This window comes from Salmonella sp. SAL04213 (assembly GCF_046550535.1).
GTDB lineage: Bacteria > Pseudomonadota > Gammaproteobacteria > Enterobacterales > Enterobacteriaceae > Salmonella > Salmonella enterica.
In genome coordinates this window covers 410,513-426,904 of record NZ_JBGDXS010000003.1, presented here as the reverse complement: position 1 = coordinate 426,904, position 16,392 = coordinate 410,513, and the positions used below count along the sequence as shown (strand labels likewise).

At 53.1% G+C, this 16,392-nt stretch carries 16 protein-coding genes and 1 pseudogene; 7 read left to right on the top strand and 10 right to left on the bottom strand.

Annotation, left to right across the window (positions count from 1 at the left end; genetic code table 11):
- Positions 1 to 81 precede the first annotated feature (81 nt).
- Entirely contained in the window at positions 82 to 2,472 is a 2,391-nt protein-coding gene (locus tag ACLJPQ_RS11440; RefSeq protein ID WP_000829732.1) for a glucose/quinate/shikimate family membrane-bound PQQ-dependent dehydrogenase, read from the top strand.
- A 77-nt stretch (positions 2,473 to 2,549) separates the two neighbouring features.
- Here ACLJPQ_RS11440 and cueO read toward each other — a convergent pair whose 3' ends face one another.
- Complete coding sequence (gene cueO, locus ACLJPQ_RS11435; RefSeq protein ID WP_080184979.1) at positions 2,550 to 4,160, bottom strand: multicopper oxidase CueO; 1,611 nt, start codon at positions 4,158 to 4,160, stop codon at positions 2,550 to 2,552.
- 201 nt (positions 4,161 to 4,361) lie between these two features.
- Here cueO and ACLJPQ_RS11430 point away from each other — a divergent pair, with 201 nt between their 5' ends.
- The 3 genes from ACLJPQ_RS11430 (at position 4,362) to speD (ending at position 6,491) form a co-directional block, all read left to right on the top strand.
- A complete protein-coding gene (locus tag ACLJPQ_RS11430) occupies positions 4,362 to 4,709 on the top strand; it encodes a YacC family pilotin-like protein (protein ID WP_000846613.1) in 348 nt (115 codons plus the stop codon).
- A 106-nt stretch (positions 4,710 to 4,815) separates the two neighbouring features.
- Positions 4,816 to 5,676, top strand: a complete 861-nt coding sequence (speE, locus tag ACLJPQ_RS11425) for a polyamine aminopropyltransferase (RefSeq protein WP_001534394.1) — start codon at positions 4,816 to 4,818, stop codon at positions 5,674 to 5,676.
- A gap of 20 nt (positions 5,677 to 5,696) precedes the next feature.
- The gene (speD, locus tag ACLJPQ_RS11420) at positions 5,697 to 6,491 is read left to right on the top strand and encodes an adenosylmethionine decarboxylase (RefSeq protein ID WP_000734276.1); all 795 of its coding nucleotides are present in this window, start codon (positions 5,697 to 5,699) and stop codon (positions 6,489 to 6,491) included.
- Positions 6,492 to 6,520: 29 nt separating this feature from the next.
- Here the strand turns inward: speD and ACLJPQ_RS11415 are convergent, their stop codons facing one another.
- The 5 genes from ACLJPQ_RS11415 to yacL all read right to left on the bottom strand — a co-directional run bounded on the left by ACLJPQ_RS11415 (position 6,521) and on the right by yacL (position 11,089).
- The gene (locus ACLJPQ_RS11415) at positions 6,521 to 7,288 is read right to left on the bottom strand and encodes a DeoR/GlpR family DNA-binding transcription regulator (protein ID WP_000678254.1); all 768 of its coding nucleotides are present in this window, start codon (positions 7,286 to 7,288) and stop codon (positions 6,521 to 6,523) included.
- Between the two features lie 9 nt (positions 7,289 to 7,297).
- Positions 7,298 to 8,281 (bottom strand): D-threonate 4-phosphate dehydrogenase, encoded by a 984-nt coding sequence (locus tag ACLJPQ_RS11410; protein WP_000448745.1) that lies wholly within the window; start codon positions 8,279 to 8,281, stop codon positions 7,298 to 7,300.
- On the bottom strand, positions 8,271 to 9,542 hold the full coding sequence (gene dtnK, locus ACLJPQ_RS11405; RefSeq protein ID WP_023138986.1) for a D-threonate kinase: 1,272 nt from the start codon (positions 9,540 to 9,542) through the stop codon (positions 8,271 to 8,273). The genes ACLJPQ_RS11410 and dtnK overlap by 11 nt, the downstream gene beginning before the upstream one ends.
- Positions 9,539 to 10,492 carry a 2-keto-3-deoxygluconate permease 1 gene (locus tag ACLJPQ_RS11400; RefSeq protein ID WP_001022089.1) on the bottom strand — a complete coding sequence of 318 codons (954 nt, stop codon included), beginning with the start codon at positions 10,490 to 10,492 and terminating at the stop codon, positions 9,539 to 9,541. Before ACLJPQ_RS11400 ends, dtnK begins: the two co-directional genes overlap by 4 nt.
- Before the next feature lie 234 nt (positions 10,493 to 10,726).
- Positions 10,727 to 11,089: a protein YacL gene (yacL, locus tag ACLJPQ_RS11395; RefSeq protein WP_000384308.1), complete on the bottom strand. Its 363-nt coding sequence runs from the start codon at positions 11,087 to 11,089 to the stop codon at positions 10,727 to 10,729.
- A 270-nt stretch (positions 11,090 to 11,359) separates the two neighbouring features.
- Here yacL and ACLJPQ_RS11390 point away from each other — a divergent pair, with 270 nt between their 5' ends.
- Positions 11,360 to 11,683, top strand: a complete 324-nt coding sequence (locus ACLJPQ_RS11390) for a low molecular weight protein tyrosine phosphatase family protein (RefSeq protein ID WP_001101536.1) — start codon at positions 11,360 to 11,362, stop codon at positions 11,681 to 11,683.
- A gap of 409 nt (positions 11,684 to 12,092) precedes the next feature.
- A complete protein-coding gene (locus ACLJPQ_RS11385; RefSeq protein WP_000110435.1) occupies positions 12,093 to 12,557 on the top strand; it encodes a membrane protein in 465 nt (154 codons plus the stop codon).
- 39 nt (positions 12,558 to 12,596) lie between these two features.
- On the opposite strand, the pseudogene ACLJPQ_RS11380 reads toward ACLJPQ_RS11385, so the two are convergent.
- A pseudogene (locus ACLJPQ_RS11380) lies at positions 12,597 to 12,689 on the bottom strand (hypothetical protein); the annotation flags it as partial.
- 88 nt (positions 12,690 to 12,777) lie between these two features.
- Positions 12,778 to 13,911 carry a DUF4431 domain-containing protein gene (locus ACLJPQ_RS11375; protein ID WP_020898395.1) on the bottom strand — a complete coding sequence of 378 codons (1,134 nt, stop codon included), beginning with the start codon at positions 13,909 to 13,911 and terminating at the stop codon, positions 12,778 to 12,780.
- Positions 13,912 to 13,985: 74 nt separating this feature from the next.
- Here ACLJPQ_RS11375 and ACLJPQ_RS11370 point away from each other — a divergent pair, with 74 nt between their 5' ends.
- Positions 13,986 to 14,918: a DUF4424 family protein gene (locus tag ACLJPQ_RS11370; protein ID WP_080184981.1), complete on the top strand. Its 933-nt coding sequence runs from the start codon at positions 13,986 to 13,988 to the stop codon at positions 14,916 to 14,918.
- A 14-nt stretch (positions 14,919 to 14,932) separates the two neighbouring features.
- Here ACLJPQ_RS11370 and ACLJPQ_RS11365 read toward each other — a convergent pair whose 3' ends face one another.
- Positions 14,933 to 15,274 carry a hypothetical protein gene (locus tag ACLJPQ_RS11365; protein WP_080184982.1) on the bottom strand — a complete coding sequence of 114 codons (342 nt, stop codon included), beginning with the start codon at positions 15,272 to 15,274 and terminating at the stop codon, positions 14,933 to 14,935.
- Positions 15,275 to 16,297: a DUF4431 domain-containing protein gene (locus ACLJPQ_RS11360; protein WP_227490259.1), complete on the bottom strand. Its 1,023-nt coding sequence runs from the start codon at positions 16,295 to 16,297 to the stop codon at positions 15,275 to 15,277.
- Positions 16,298 to 16,392 lie beyond the last annotated feature (95 nt).

Here is a 16,392-nt window from a genome sequence, read left to right as displayed (position 1 = left end):
ATTTTGTGATGACGATCACACATGTTAATTCCTATACTTAATTGCTACTAAAAAATTAACAATTTGGGATGGTGTCTTTTTATGGCAGAAAATAACGCACGATCGCCACGATTACTCGTGACGCTGACGGCCCTCTTTGCAGCACTTTGTGGGCTGTATCTTCTTATCGGAGGTGTCTGGCTGGTTGCTATTGGCGGTTCCTGGTACTACCCCATCGCGGGCCTCGTGATGCTGGTTGTGGCCGGATTGCTATGGCGCAGTAAACGTGCCGCGCTGTGGCTGTATGCCGCCCTGCTGCTGGCGACAATGATTTGGGGCGTGTGGGAAGTCGGGTTCGACTTCTGGGCGCTCACGCCGCGTAGCGATATTCTGGTGTTTTTCGGCATCTGGCTAATATTGCCGTTTGTCTGGCATCGGCTGGTGGTTCCTTCCAGCGGCGCAGTGGCGGCGCTGGTCGTGGCGCTGCTGATTAGCGGCGGCATTCTGACCTGGGCTGGTTTCAACGACCCGCAGGAGATCAACGGTACGCTTCGCGCCGACGCCACGCCCGCCGCAACAAGCTCGTCGATCGCCGACGAAGACTGGCCGGCCTATGGACGTAATCAGGAAGGCCAACGCTATTCGCCGCTGAAACAGATCACTGCGGATAACGTTCACCAACTGAAAGAAGCGTGGGTCTTCCGCACCGGCGATCTGAAACAACCCAACGATCCGGGCGAAATCACCAACGAAGTGACCCCGATTAAAGTCGGCGATACGCTTTATCTGTGTACAGCTCACCAGCGACTGTTCGCGCTGGACGCCGCCAGCGGTAAAGAGAAGTGGCATTTTGATCCTCAGTTGAAGACCGATTCGTCTTTCCAGCATGTGACCTGCCGCGGCGTCTCTTATCATGAGGCCAAAGCGGATACCGCCTCGCCGGAGGTCATCGCCGACTGTCCGCGCCGTATTATCCTCCCGGTCAACGACGGTCGCCTTTTCGCGGTGAATGCCGAAACCGGCAAGCTGTGTGAAACCTTCGCCAACAAAGGCGTCCTGAATCTGCAAACCAATATGCCGGACACCACGCCGGGACTGTATGAACCGACGTCGCCGCCGATTATCACCGATAAAACGATTGTCATTGCCGGTTCGGTCACGGATAACTTCTCTACCCGCGAAACGTCCGGCGTTATCCGTGGTTTTGATGTTAATACCGGTAAACTACTGTGGGCCTTCGATCCGGGGGCGAAAGATCCGAACGCGATTCCAGCCGATGAGCACGCTTTTACCTTTAACTCGCCGAACTCCTGGGCGCCTGCCGCCTATGATGCGAAACTGGATCTGGTCTATCTGCCGATGGGCGTGACCACGCCGGATATCTGGGGCGGTAACCGCACGCCGGAGCAGGAGCGTTATGCCAGCTCCATCCTGGCGCTGAATGCCACCACCGGGAAACTGGCCTGGAGTTATCAGACCGTCCATCACGATCTGTGGGATATGGACCTGCCGGCACAGCCGACGCTGGCAGATATTACCGTTGACGGTACCACCGTTCCGGTTATCTATGCGCCAGCGAAAACCGGTAATATCTTTGTGCTCGACAGACGTAATGGCGAGCTGGTCGTGCCCGCCCCGGAAAAACCGGTCCCGCAGGGCGCGGCAAAAGGCGATTACGTCGCCAAAACTCAGCCGTTCTCTGATTTAACCTTCCGCCCGAAAAAAGATCTCTCCGGCGCGGATATGTGGGGCGCGACCATGTTCGACCAACTGGTGTGCCGCGTTATGTTCCACCAGTTGCGCTATGAAGGTATCTTCACCCCGCCGTCCGAGCAGGGGACATTGGTATTCCCTGGCAACCTGGGGATGTTTGAATGGGGCGGTATTTCCGTCGATCCAGACCGTCAGGTCGCTATCGCTAACCCGATGGCGCTGCCGTTTGTATCGAAGCTGATCCCACGCGGCCCGGGTAATCCGATGGAGCCGCCGAAAGACGCGAAAGGTACCGGAACAGAAGCGGGTATTCAGCCACAGTACGGCGTACCGTTCGGCGTCACGCTGAATCCGTTCCTTTCGCCGTTTGGCCTGCCGTGTAAACAACCGGCCTGGGGCTATATTTCCGCGTTGGATCTGAAGACCAATGAAATCGTATGGAAGAAACGTATAGGGACGCCGCGCGACAGTATGCCGTTCCCGATGCCGGTTCCGGTGCCGTTCAACATGGGGATGCCCATGCTCGGCGGGCCAATCTCAACCGCCGGTAACGTGCTGTTTATCGCCGCGACCGCCGACAACTACCTGCGCGCTTATAACATGAGCAACGGGGAAAAACTGTGGCAGGGACGTTTACCCGCCGGAGGCCAGGCAACGCCGATGACCTATGAGGTAAACGGTAAGCAGTACGTGGTCGTTTCTGCCGGAGGCCACGGTTCGTTTGGTACGAAGATGGGCGACTATATCGTGGCCTATGCTTTGCCTGACGACGCGAAATAACCATTAATGCCCGGCGTATGCCGGGCATTGTGCCGGGTGGCGGCTTCGCCTTACCCGGCCTGCGTCACAGACATCGGTCAGACCGTAAATCCTAACATCATTCCCGTATCTTCATGTTCTAACAGATGACAGTGCGCCATATAGGCATGATCCTTCGGCGCGTCGTGATCGAACTTGACCAGCACTTCGCTGATACCGCCCTCAACGCGTACCGTATCCTTCCAGCCCGTTCTGTGCGCCGCTGGCGCTTTGCCGTTCTCTGACAGAATACGGAACTGCGTGCCGTGAATATGGAAAGGATGCAGCATCATGTCGCCCACGCCGGAAATGACCCAACGTTCATGTCGGCCTTTTTGCGCCGCGAACATCGGTTTGTTCATATCGAAGACCTGGCCGTTGATAAAGTTAGCGTTATGGAAGTCGAATTTTCCGCCGTGATTCATATTGCCCATCGCGCCATGATTCATCCCGCTGTGATCCATGTTGCCATGATCCATCTCGCCATGCCCCATATTGCCGCCCTGCATATGCGCGTTCATGCTGTCATGATCCATGCCGCTCATCGCCTGAGCGCCATATTTCTTCATCAGCATTTGCATCCCCATCATATCAAGGCGTGGGTCCATCGACAGTTTCAGGTTGCGCACCGTCAGCCCTTCCAGCGACGGCAGCGCCGGCATCGTCGTCAACGTATCCGGCAGCGTACCGGAGGCGGTAATCCGCAGCGGCTGGATACGCATCACCGGATGCGGTTTATCAAACGGAGCGATCGCCATTCCCATCTGGCTGACCGGCAGGGTCACCAGATCAAAGGCTTTCCCGTCGCTGATATCCACCAGCACTTCAAAACGCTCGCCCATTAATAACGGCAGTTCGGTGACTTTCACCGGCTCCGCCAGCAGGCCGCCGTCGCTGGCGATCACATAAAGCGGACGATTATCGCTGGCGGCGATATTCAGCGAACGCGCATTACAGCCATTTAGCAAGCGCAGACGTAGCCAGCCTTTCGGTGCGGAATGCTGCGGATAGATAGCGCCATTGGTCAGCAGCGTATCGCCAAACCAGCCGACGGCGGCGGTCATAATATCCAGTTGATAATCAATCTGGCCATCGGCGGAGAAGCGTTTGTCCTGAATGATCACCGGTACATCGTCGATGCCCCACTGTTTCGGCAGGCGCAATTTGCGAATCTCGTCATCTTCAATCAGCACCAGTCCGGCAAGGCCCATCGCCACCTGGCGCCCGGTTTTGCCGTGTTTGTGCGGATGAATCCAGCAGGTCGCGGCGCGTTGCTGCGGCGTAAACGTCACCGTGCGGGTTCCGCCTGCGGGAATAATCCCCTGCGGACCGCCGTCGACGATGCCCGGAATCTCCAGACCATGCCAGTGAAGCGTCGTGTCTTCGGCCAGTTGGTTATGGATATCAACGGTCACGCTTTTTCCTTTGTGAAGCTGTACCGCTGGCCCCAGCAAATTACCGTTGTAGCCCCAGGTTGTCGCGTTCTTACCGGCGAATGTCGACTGTCCGGCTTTAACAATTAACTGCATACGGTTGCTCGCATCTGCCGTTAACAGGTCAGGAATAGGCAACGCGGGACGTTCGGCGGCAAAAGCGGCGCGGCTCCACAGCGGCAGCGCTGATGCAACCCCCAGCGCCACTGAATATTTTAAGAAATCACGGCGTAACATAATCATTTCCTTATAATGAACAGGCGGGTGTCTAAGCTTAGACCCTGCCCTAACGGGAAGGTCAAGCCAGCAACACGTCTTTACCATTCCTGACAGCAATACAATAAGAATGAAAACGCCGCGACCAATCCTGATAATAAAAGTCGTCGCTACGTTCTCAGTATGCTAACGTTGACTTTCCCTGATGCCGTGGTAGAAGCAATGAAGACGTTTTTCAGACCCGTGTTGTTTGGCAGCCTGATGGCCTTATGCGCAAATAGCTATGCGCTTACTGAATCCGAAGCTGAAGATATGGCCGATTTAACGGCGGTTTTCGTTTTTCTGAAAAATGACTGTGGTTACCAAAATTTACCCAACAGTCAGATTCGCCGTGCGCTGGTCTTTTTTGCCCAGCAGAATCAGTGGGACCTGAGTAACTACGACACCTTCGATATGAAATCGTTGGGCGAAGACAGCTACCGCGATCTTAGCGGCATCGGTATTCCGGTCGCTAAAAAATGCAAAGCTCTGGCCCGCGATTCTCTGAGCCTGTTAGCCTACGTTAAATAATCCTCCGCGATCCTATTGCTGAAATAATGACCGTGCATCCACGGTCATTGTTAGCTATGATGTTGCGCCCTTTTTTTACGGGTGTTAACAATGGAGGTATCAGCCAATGGCCGAAAATACGATGTGGCATGAAACGCTACACGACCAGTTTGGTCAGTACTTTGCCGTAGACAACGTTCTGTATCATGAAAAAACCGATCACCAGGATTTAATCATCTTTGAAAACGCCGCTTTTGGCCGCGTGATGGCGCTGGACGGCGTGGTACAGACCACCGAACGCGACGAGTTTATTTATCATGAAATGATGACCCACGTCCCGCTGCTGGCGCACGGTCATGCGAAACACGTTCTGATTATCGGCGGCGGCGACGGCGCAATGCTACGTGAAGTCACCCGGCATAAAAACGTCGAAACCATCACCATGGTAGAGATAGACGCTGGCGTAGTCTCGTTTTGCCGCCAGTATTTACCCAACCACAATGCCGGCAGCTACGACGATCCGCGCTTTACGCTGGTAATCGACGACGGCGTGAATTTCGTCAATCAGACCCATCAGACCTTTGATGTGATCATTTCCGACTGTACCGATCCGATAGGCCCCGGCGAAAGCCTGTTTACCTCCGCCTTTTATGCAGGCTGTAAGCGTTGCCTGAATCCGGGCGGCATTTTTGTCGCCCAGAACGGCGTGTGCTTCCTGCAACAGGATGAAGCGCTCGACAGCCACCGCAAGCTGAGTCATTACTTCAGCGATGTCGGCTTCTACCAGGCGGCGATTCCGACCTATTACGGCGGCATTATGACCTTCGCCTGGGCGACGGACAACGACGCTCTTCGTCACCTGTCGAGCGAAATTATTCAGGCGCGTTTTCATGCCGCCGGCCTCAAATGTCGCTATTACAACCCGGCTATTCATGCCGCTGCATTTGCGCTACCGCAATATCTACATGACGCACTGTCCGCACAGTGACGTTAAGGAGGTGATAAAAATTGAAAAAGCTGAAACTGCATGGCTTTAACAATCTGACGAAAAGCCTGAGTTTTTGTATTTACGATATCTGCTACGCCAAAACCGCAGAAGAGCGCGATGGCTATATCGCCTATATCGATGAACTCTATAACGCCAACCGACTGACCGAGATCCTGTCGGAGACCTGCTCCATTATCGGCGCGAACATCCTGAACATCGCCCGTCAGGATTATGAACCCCAGGGCGCCAGCGTCACGATTCTGGTGAGCGAAGAACCGATCGACCCGAAACTTATCGATCAAACCGAACATCCCGGCCCGCTGCCGGAAACCGTGGTGGCGCACCTCGATAAGAGCCATATCTGCGTGCATACCTATCCGGAAAGCCATCCGGAAGGCGGGCTATGCACCTTTCGCGCCGACATCGAAGTGTCAACCTGCGGGGTGATTTCACCGCTAAAAGCGCTCAATTACCTGATCCACCAGCTAGAGTCCGATATTGTCACCATCGATTACCGCGTGCGCGGCTTTACGCGCGACGTCAACGGTATGAAGCACTTTATCGATCATGAGATTAATTCTATTCAGAATTTTATGTCGGAAGATATGAAGTCGCTGTATGACATGGTGGATGTAAACGTGTATCAGGAAAATATTTTCCATACCAAGATGCTGCTTAAAGAGTTCGATCTTAAGCACTACATGTTTCACACCAAACCAGAAGATCTCACTGAAACCGAACGCCAGGAGATCACCGCCGCGCTGTGGAAAGAGATGCGCGAGATTTACTACGGCCGCAATATTTCTGCGGTCTGATTCATCACTGACAGCGCCTGACGGCGCTGTCACTCCGGCTGCACCAGCGTTAGCGCAAAAGCGCGCCCTTTCAGTTCAACCTGCGCTGACGGCGGCAGATTGACGTCGGTAATCACGTCATTAAAGCGCTCAAGCGGCACCACATTAAAGAGCGAATGCGCGCCATACTTACTGCTGTCCGCCAGCAACACTTTGCGCTGCGCATTAGCAATAATCTCCTGTTTAAGCCCGGCCTTATCTTCCGTTGGGGTCGTCACGCCCGTTTTTACCCCCCATGAATTACAGCTCATAAACGCGATGTTCGGATACACGCTACGCAACAGCTTACGCCCATGCTCACCGATACAGGACTGACTGCTGTCATCGATACGACCGCCGACAATCGTCACTTCAATTTGCCGGAACTCAGCTAAAAACAGCGCAATATGCAGATCGACGGTGATGACCCGCAGCGGAAGATGGGTTAAGCATTTCGCCAGTTCCATCATTGTCGTACCGGCATCCAGCACGACGGCATCGCCAGCATTGACCAGCGATGCGGCAACGCGTGCGATCGCCCGTTTTTCAGCGGGCGATCGCAGTTGTTTTTCATTGGTGGTGGGCTGGGCGGGTTCAAAACGCCGCAGCGCCACGCCGCCATGACTACGGCTGATCACGCCCTGCTCATCCAGCTTGATCAAATCGCGACGGATAGTGGCTGGCGATGCGTCAACCGCCTCAACCAGCTGTTCTACCGTAACCAGCGTATGATTTTTCAGATACGCCACAATGAGATCCAGACGGTGTTGTCCTTTCATAACAGGGAATTATGCCAGTTGCATTGCCAGTTTGATCGATACGGCCATGCTCTCAGATTTTGCTTTTCCCGTCCAGGCGATATCAAATGCGGTGCCATGATCGGCAGAAGTCCGGATAAACGGCAGCCCTGCGGTGATATTCACGCCATCATAAAAGCCAAGCAATTTCAACGGGATATGCCCCTGGTCATGATACATCGCCACCACCATATCATACTGTCCCTCATAAGCCTGGAGAAATACAGTATCCGGCGGGCACGGCCCATAAACGTCCATACCTTTTGCGCGGGCATCGGTAATGGCTGGCGTCAGGATACGCGTCTCTTCATCGCCAAACAGGCCATTCTCGCCCGCATGAGGATTCACGCCTGCCACGGCGATACGCGGTTTAACGTAACCCACACGCTTGAGGAAAGTATCAGCAATGCCAATCACCGTTTCGACACGCGCGGTACTTAACGTATCAAGGAATTTACGCAGCGCGATATGCGTTGAAACGTGAATCACTTTTAGTTTATCGGTGTAAAGTACCATCGCGTAATCGCGGCTATGGGTCAGGGTCGCGAGCAGCTCGGTATGGCCCGGATAGTTGTGCCCCGCCAGATGCAGCGCCTCTTTATTCAGCGGCGCGGTAGCGATAGCCTGTACGTCGCCCCGTAACGCTAACTCGGTGGCGCGCTTCACGCAGCGATACGCTAAATCCCCCGCCTGCGCCTGAACTTTCCCGGCCTCCAGCGCCTCCGGCTGCGCCAGCGGCTCATCAATCACATGAATGATGCCGGGCGCAAAACGCGCTTCGGCGACCCGTTCAATGGCCCGTAGCTCAACGTTCGGCGTGATGCCCTTCGCCTGTAAACGTTTCAACGTTGCGAGGCATCCAATAACCACCAGCGGCGCGCCGTTGAGACCGTCTTCGCTTAGCGCTTTAACAATAATTTCCGGCCCAATGCCCGCTGGATCGCCCATGGTAATGGCAACGGTTTTAGTCTCCACAATACATCTCCTCAATATAATAAAGCGCGTCACACAACGTACTGTCTGAACCGAATCCGCCCGCTTTGGTAATGACCGGCAGATCGTCAATTTCGCTGTTTACAAACGTTCCACAGGGAATACAGGGCGCCACCTCGCTCTGAATGCGATAACCTTCAGCGCCAAGCGCGCTGGCGACGGCGGTAGCGATATCGCCGCCGGTCAGAAACAGCCCGCCAATCCGCGCCTGCTCGATAATGTTTAACGTGACGACGCCAAGCCGCTGGCTCAGTCGCTCGCCCAATTGCTGACGGCTCATCGCGGATTTTTCGCACAGCGCGTCGATTAACTGTCGATCTTCTGCGCGACGGCTGGTGCGTAATATCGTATGTCGATGCTGACTTAACAGCGCGCAGGCCTGCTCTACGACAGACGCGATTTCCTGTTCCGCGCTATCCGACACCATGCGCGCGGCATCAATATCCACGACCTCCGCACGTCCCCGGCACAGCGCATTATCCACCTGACGTCGCGTGGCTTCGCTCATCGAACCGGCCACCACCAGCACCGGCAGCCGCTGCCGGTCTTGCATAAAAAGTTCAACCGGCAACGCATTCGCCAGACCCGCTGCGCCGACGAGCAGCGGCATCGACGGTTGTTCGCACGCCGCTTGCGCAATCAACGTCAGGTCCCGCTCTTCCACCGCATCCACGACGATAATCCCTTCGCCCTCAGCCGCATAAGCCGTAAGTAAGGCGCTTAACCCACCGCGTCGGACATCCTGCAAAAAGACTTCATACACAGGGATCTCACTTTGCAACGCCACTATCTCGGCAATGCGGGAAGAGACAATGGGCGTTTTCGGATCGCTGGCAAATTCTGTTTCCAGTAGCGGGACGCCATTAACCAGACATTTTCCTTCAAGCGTCGTGCGTCCGGCCGCAGGGATCGCCGCGGCGATAACGGCCAGTTTTCGCTGACTGGCGCGCATGGCCGCCGTCACTTCGGCGCCGATATTGCCGCGAAATGTAGAGTCGATTTTTTTGTACACCAGCGGCGCTGGCGATGTCTCACACCACGGGGAAAGCGCGGCATAAACGGCAGATGCCGCCTGATCTGCGGGCATCGCCCGGCTTTCGGTGTTAATGACTAACACATCGGCGCGGCGGGACGGTTTTTGCGACGCGCTCAACATGACTTCCGTTCTCGCCCCCTTCTTCGCCAACTGGACGCCGGTATCATTCGATCCGGTAAAATCATCGGCGATAACCATCATTTTCATGCGTTTTTCTCCAAAGAAGCCTGACGCGCCTGTTTTTTCGCAACCCAGGAGGTCAACACTGGCGTCAGGATTGCCGTGGTGATCACCGAGGCGGCAATCAGCGGAGCGGCAGCAGCGGCCACCTCGGCGAGCGAAGGGTCGGCCTGCGCAATAGCCAGCGGCGTCGCAACGGCATTACCCGCGGTGCTGGAGGCCGCCGCCCCGGCAATGCCAGTTCCGCCAACCAGACGATCTGCGCGAATATTAAAGAAACCTCCAACGAACGTTGTCAGCACGCCGAGCAGAATTCCGGCAAGTCCGCCTTGCAGTAACATTTCCAGGTTGATGCCCGCCCCCAGCGCAAAAGCAAAGAAAGGAATGAGCAGCGGGCCGCCTTTGGTCAAAAAATCGCGCATATGAGGATCAAGATTGCCGAGGATCATGCCGACAACCAGCGGAACCAGCACCGCCACCAGCGCCATAATGGGAATGTTCGCCATCCCTGCCGCGCCCAGCGCAATCATCGTAAAGAAAGGGCCATCATTAAGAGACAAAATAGAGATAGCGCCGACGTCGCGCTCATTGCCGAATTCGCCTACCAGCGCAGCATAAAGTCCGCCATTTGAATTGCTCATCGCCGCGATAATCGCCACGCCGCTCAGGCCAAAAATACCCTCCGCGCCGAAAAGATGCTCCACGCCCAGGCCAATGCCGATGGCGACAAGCAACTTGGTGAGCGTAATCGTCCCGCCCTGCAATAACGCCTGGGGCGCAGCTTTCACACTGATACCGGCTCCCATACACAGCAGAAAAGCGCCAATCAGCGGCGCCGCGCCGTTTTTAAATAAGGCAGTGGTAAAACCGCCGATCTCAAGCGCCTGCGGGGCGAAGGTGTTAATGACTGCGCCAATAACGAGCGGTACGACCATCATGCCGCCGGGTACGCGCTCTATTGCTTTTTTGATGTTCATGGTCTTACCGCCTGTTGCTTGTTGTGATTGAATAAAATCATAACGATTATATTCAATCAAATTAAGATCACAAACGCGTCAGATCACAGTTTTAAAATGATTAATAAAAATCAAAAAATCATTCTGCTATAAAAAAGCCGGGATACTCCCGGCTGGAATGTGTGGTGATTTCGTTTCCACTACCGCCCCCAACTGTCCGTCGACTGGCGTTGCGGGACAATAACGAAGAGAGGGTCAGGCTTTACTGACGAATTCCCGATACGCGGCGACGACCCGTAGAAAATCCTCCATGCCGCACAGGGATAAACTCTCTTCATCGTAATAACTCATCCCCTCTTCCATCTCATCGCCGGAAAAATCCAGCTGATTGGCGCGAATCATCACCTCTTCGCCGTCCATCCAGATCGTGTATTCATGCCCTGCTCGTTGCCAGGAGCGTTCGCTGCCTTTGACCGTACGCGCGGCTTGTTCTACTTCATCCAGTAGCGAGAGATTGTCTTTAACCTCTTCATTAAACCAGTGACCGACCACCTCGTGGCCCATCGACATTCGTACTTTTACCCCTCCGGTAACGTCGCGCAGAAATTCGTAATCCATAATTGTTTTCCTCTGCCCTGGCAATGCGCCAATACCGCATTGCGCCTTGAGGTAATTATCGCAGCACGGTGAAAGAAAAACAGCGGGGCGCACAAAAGATAAAATAAAAATGCCAAAACGGTTTATTATTCATACAGAAAGTCACTCTAGCGCTTCAATATATCTACACGCGCTCCGACAAAGTGCTACGTGCCGCACCGTGGGGTATTGAGTCTCCACGACTGACAAACTCGCCGTTAGCGAAGCGCGATCTGGGAGAGTATTTATTTAATGAATGTGCTTTTCATATGCAGCCGTAATCAATGGCGCAGCCCCACGGCGGAGCAGGTGTTCCGCCGCTATCCCGGCCTTAGCGTCCGTTCCGCCGGCACCAGCCGTAATGCCAAAAAAAGCGTGTCGTGCGGGTTACTTCAGTGGGCTGACGTTATCTGCGTTATGGAGCAGAAACATAAAGACCGGTTGATGGCTGAATATCGTCGTATTATTGAAAATAAGCCCCTGCACGTACTCGACATCCCCGACGACTACCGCTACATGGACCCTGAGCTGGTCAGGCAACTGGAAGAGCTGGTGCCGGAAGTGTTGGGGATATAGGCATTGCCGCAAGGAAATGTCCATCATCGATCACGTTTACATTCACTTACTCTCCGTTAAGCGAAAACTCGACGACAAATTTCACATCAGGCAGCACGCCGTTTAGATGAACTTTTATTATGTGCCGGAAGAGCGCAGTCATTAAAAATGGCTGCCCCTCATCCAGTTATAGCATTACCAGCCCGGTGTCCCTCTGGCGTTTTTTCAGAAATCATCAATACCCTGCCCACGCCGACGCCTGCTAGTCTTTCAGACGCTTCCTTATCATCCGGGTCGTTGTCATGAAATTGTTGGCTACTTGATAAGCGCTTTTCAACTGAGCTCCAGCAATGGGCGATATCAGCAGAGAAGCCGTAGTGAGTTGTATTTTTTGTCAGACGGTTGAAGGAAAATTCAGGAAGGATACATTATGTCTGTATTTCGACGAATAATTTATCATAGCGGTTGGTTTATTCTGTTTGGGCCGTTAATAGGCGCAGCCATCGCGATAGGTATCATAAACTTTTTACCCGCCATTATTGGCGGACCAGACTCATTTTTGTTCTATTTCTGCAGAACAATACCAGAATTAGTGATTATTACCGGCTGGATATACAGTCTCCTCCCCGCATGGTTAACCGGTGTCGCCTGCGCGCTGATACCCCTGAAATTATATCAAAAAATAATTAACAGGATGATCCTTTGCGCCATTGCAGGTGGTCTGATCACGACGCTGTTTAATTTTGCGCGATATGGTTTTGACATAAGCATACTACCATTAATATATGGTGAAGTATTGATTATGCTTATTCCAGCGATTGTAGCCGGGGCAATAATGGGCGGGGTAATTACGTATTTGCCGGGGCTACGGGAAGTGAAGCGTAATAATAAATAAGAAGCGCCATTCGGGCCCGGAAATCCGGGCCCGTCTCTGTTACACCGCCGTCTGGAAAATCACGCCGTCCGCTTTCTCAGTGTACTGAGAGAGCTGGTCGAAGCTCAGGTAACGGTAGGTATCCACCGCCGCCAGCTCCGCAGAAGCCGGAAAACGATCTGTCGATGACCTTTTATTATGCGCCGGAAGAGCGCAGTCATTAAAAATGGGGAGTCTCACATCACCAGCCCGGCCCCTCCATCACGGGCATGAGTTTCACAATATTCTCCAGTACCAGTGGCGTGTGGTGATCTGAACTTAATGCCAGTAAAACATCACCTGTGACAACAATTTCTTGGTTTAACAAATCGTCGCCGTACTGTACTTTAACTCTTTCTATGATCTCATCGCTCAACAAGAGTTGCACTTGCCCATTCCAGTCGGCTGTCTGCATGTCGGCATCCTGGACGCAGGTTAACGGTTCTTCGAGTTTAACCACCCAATAACGCTGCGCGCCGCTTTTTTGCTCTGCCAGTATTCCGCGCAATGACACGGTATCGCCTTCCCGCACGCAGCGCTGTTGCCGTTTTTTCGCCATTTCTTCAACCGTTTTGACTGGCAAAATGTCGGTGCTGTGGTTACACCAGGCCAGTGAGCTTTGGCGACTAATGCCCTGAAATTGAGGAACGGGCAACCACCATGTATTATTAGCGTCTTTCTGCAATACCACATCCAGCTTTTTACTATCCTGACTATACCAGTCAGCATCGGCATTGGCAGGTTCGCCACAAAAATAGGCATATTTTTGCGCCGCGCATAGCTGCGTCACCACGAAGGATGGCACAGGCGTATTATTCAGCGTTGTTTTACGATTAAGATCGCCAACGTAGTTTTCACGTACCGCGTCAAGCAGTTGCGTGCGCAACGGATCGCCTTTTTCTACCGGCAGGCAAGCTGCGATGCGCCCGTACTGTTTCACCAGCGCGCGTAATTCCTGTGACTTCAGGTCAACATTCCCGGCAAAGTGGCACTTTGCTTGCTCCGGCGCGCTAAACTCTTCATCCAGGTAAACCGTACTCACCCACCCTTCGGTACCGCTGTCCAGCAGAATACGATCGAAGAGATAATATTTATCATCTTCATCTTTAATATACTGACCGTCAGTATCTTTTAGCAGGCCGCAAAAATAGGCCAGTTCGCGCGTCTCGTTGATTTCAATCCGCTTGATATCGAAGCGGGCGTTTAATAGCCCAACCTCCTCGCGTAGCGTTAATGCAATAGCGCCGCGTGGATTTTCATCAGGCTTCAGCGGGAACATATCTGATGCATATAAATTGCAACAAATCATCATCAACACCAATAAAAAATAACGCATGAACGTGACCGTCGAAAAATTGCATTGAGGGTGCCATAATAGCGCTTTGCGTTATTATCAGTAATCATTTGCTCATGAAAAAGATCGCGTTCGGTTTCCCGTTATTGCTGGCAGTATTGCCTTATCCGGCGCAAGCCAATGAGGCCGTGGCGAATAGTTCATTGCATTTACTGGCACAGAGCGATATTCAACTAGCGAAAGAGCGTCTGTTAATTGAACGCGAGCGGATTAATGCCGATTATTTGTTTGTGAATCCGACCACGCAGGATATTACCGTTCCTGTCGTTTTCCCCATGCCGCCGCTGTCATTTAGCGACGTTAACGAAGTTGGCGAAGATTACATCCCCGGCATCCGCAACATTAAAATCCGCGTCGATGGTCAGATCGTGACCCCGCAACCACGCTGGACCGTAGTACTGAATGCTCCGCTGGAAGAGATCACCGATAAACTTCAGCAGGCTGGCTGGACGGTGGAGCAACTGATCGCCGCGCTAAGCGACGGTGAATTTTCGCCTCCGGCGGATCTCCCGGCGCTGCCGCCGGAATGGTTTAAGGATAATCAGCCGCAGTTTACTATCCAGCGCAACTTCATCTGGCAGCAGACCTTTCCGGCGGGGAAAGCGGTGACGATCCACCAGGTTTATACCCCGAGCGTGTCACTCAGCGCGCTAATGTCAACGGATGAGCTGGGCAATGACAACACCTGCCCGACGGCGGAAAACCGCCAGCAAATACAGCAGGCGCTGGATCAGTTAATGGCGACGCAAGGCCCGGCAGGCGCTTTGGGGCAAAACCGGATGGATGTGGTGCTAACCGGTGATCCCGCGTGGAAAGAGGGAGACATCGGCGAGTTTACGCTGCGCCTTCACGGCGATGCGATAACCACCTGCTTTCAGCCGCCGCTGACGCGGGTTAACGCCACTACGCTGGAATTTAAGCAGAAAAATTTCCGGCCTGCGGAAAATTTGGCAGTGACGTTTTATTCTTTATCGTCTATGTACGAATGATGGCATAAAACGCTTTACTCACTCAAATCCACGAGCGCATGAAGCGTCTTATAATTAAAAATCCACCAGGTAGAAAGAATTTCACCCTGCTGGTAAAATTCATAATCACTCTCGCTATTTGGCGACTTCAGTTTTATGACATCCCCCATTTGTTTCCAACGGGCATAAGGCGCCTTGTTATTCATTGCTTTGAGATTCTGCACCATCGGTTCGCAGCGCGCGCACATTTTTGCGTTACCGTCATCGTAAAATGCCATCATCCCACCGTTAGTAACGTGTAAATACTGTAATTTAGCCGCCGCATCAGCGTTGCCGCATAGCATCAATAGCATTCCTATAACCCATAACTTTCTCATTCACTTTATTTCCGTTAAGCGAAAAATATTATCCAGTAACAGCGGCGTATGATGCGAGGCGCTCAGCGCCAGAAAAATATCGCCCCCGACGCTGACTTTTTTACCGACCAAATTGTTGAGCGATTCCCGCTCTTGTGGGGTTAGCACCAGTTGCATCGTCTGGTTCCAGCCAGGCTGCTGCTTATTGGCATCGCGCACGCAGGCAAGGGGGTTATCCGGGGTCAGGGTCCAGTAAGCGGACTCGCCGTCACCCTGCTGGCGAAGCGTGCCGGTGAGGTTAACGGTGTCTCCCTCCACCCTGCACGCCTGCGCCAGTTGCGCTAAATCGGTTTCTCGCAGCGTGCCATCGCTATAGTACCCGCCGCTCACTTTAGATTGTTGTGTCAGCAGGTTGTTTTCCGGCTGCGGGCGCCACACGCCATCCGGGGATTTTTTCAACACGACGCGAAGCCGATTATTGGCGTCATCATGGATAAAAAAACTCGTTTTATCTCCCGTCGCCTTACCCAAAAAGTAAGCATAATCTTCCGTGGCGCAAAGGTCTTCGACGATAAATTTTACCGTCGGCAGCGGGCCGTTAAGGGTTAAGCTATTGCTGTCGCCAATATAACTGGCGCGCAGGCCGTTCAGAATATCGCTTCGCAGCGGGTCGTTGGCTTTTACCGGCTGGCAAATATTTTTGCGCCCTTGCGCGGCGACCTGCTCACGTAAGAGCGCAGACGTTAACGGTACGTTTTTACCATAATGGCAGTGAACATCCTGCGGCGAAGCAATGGTTTTATCAAAGCGCACAACGCTGCCCCAACTCCAGCGATAACCTATCGCCATCACGCGGTCATAAAGATGATATTGATTTTGCCCATCTGTCAGAAAATTATCGTTTTTGTCTTTTATTAAGCCACAAACGTAAGCAATGCTACTGTTTGCTTCAATCCGCCGCAGGTTAAACAGCCCATCCTCAAGCCCTTCTTCATCGCGCAGCGACAGGGCAATATATTTGCGCCAGGTATCACCTTGTGGCAATGATTTTATTTCTTCGGCAAATGTATTTTGGCAAATTATTAATAATAAAAATAAATAATACCGCATTTTTCTTCCCTCGAAAAACGGCACTCGCC

What these genes read in the sequence shown, in the direction of transcription:
- ACLJPQ_RS11390 (WP_001101536.1), top strand. Translation starts at nt 11,360, where the DNA reads ATGAATGTGCTTTTCATATGCAGCCGTAATCAATGGCGCAGCCCCACG.
- ACLJPQ_RS11385 (WP_000110435.1), top strand. Translation starts at nt 12,093, where the DNA reads ATGTCTGTATTTCGACGAATAATTTATCATAGCGGTTGGTTTATTCTG.
- ACLJPQ_RS11430 (WP_000846613.1), top strand. Translation starts at nt 4,362, where the DNA reads ATGAAGACGTTTTTCAGACCCGTGTTGTTTGGCAGCCTGATGGCCTTA.
- yacL (WP_000384308.1), bottom strand. Translation starts at nt 11,089, where the DNA reads ATGGATTACGAATTTCTGCGCGACGTTACCGGAGGGGTAAAAGTACGA.
- ACLJPQ_RS11440 (WP_000829732.1), top strand. Translation starts at nt 82, where the DNA reads ATGGCAGAAAATAACGCACGATCGCCACGATTACTCGTGACGCTGACG.
- dtnK (WP_023138986.1), bottom strand. Translation starts at nt 9,542, where the DNA reads ATGAAAATGATGGTTATCGCCGATGATTTTACCGGATCGAATGATACC.
- ACLJPQ_RS11365 (WP_080184982.1), bottom strand. Translation starts at nt 15,274, where the DNA reads ATGAGAAAGTTATGGGTTATAGGAATGCTATTGATGCTATGCGGCAAC.
- ACLJPQ_RS11400 (WP_001022089.1), bottom strand. Translation starts at nt 10,492, where the DNA reads ATGAACATCAAAAAAGCAATAGAGCGCGTACCCGGCGGCATGATGGTC.
- ACLJPQ_RS11375 (WP_020898395.1), bottom strand. Translation starts at nt 13,911, where the DNA reads ATGCGTTATTTTTTATTGGTGTTGATGATGATTTGTTGCAATTTATAT.
- cueO (WP_080184979.1), bottom strand. Translation starts at nt 4,160, where the DNA reads ATGTTACGCCGTGATTTCTTAAAATATTCAGTGGCGCTGGGGGTTGCA.
- ACLJPQ_RS11415 (WP_000678254.1), bottom strand. Translation starts at nt 7,288, where the DNA reads ATGAAAGGACAACACCGTCTGGATCTCATTGTGGCGTATCTGAAAAAT.
- speE (WP_001534394.1), top strand. Translation starts at nt 4,816, where the DNA reads ATGGCCGAAAATACGATGTGGCATGAAACGCTACACGACCAGTTTGGT.
- ACLJPQ_RS11370 (WP_080184981.1), top strand. Translation starts at nt 13,986, where the DNA reads ATGAAAAAGATCGCGTTCGGTTTCCCGTTATTGCTGGCAGTATTGCCT.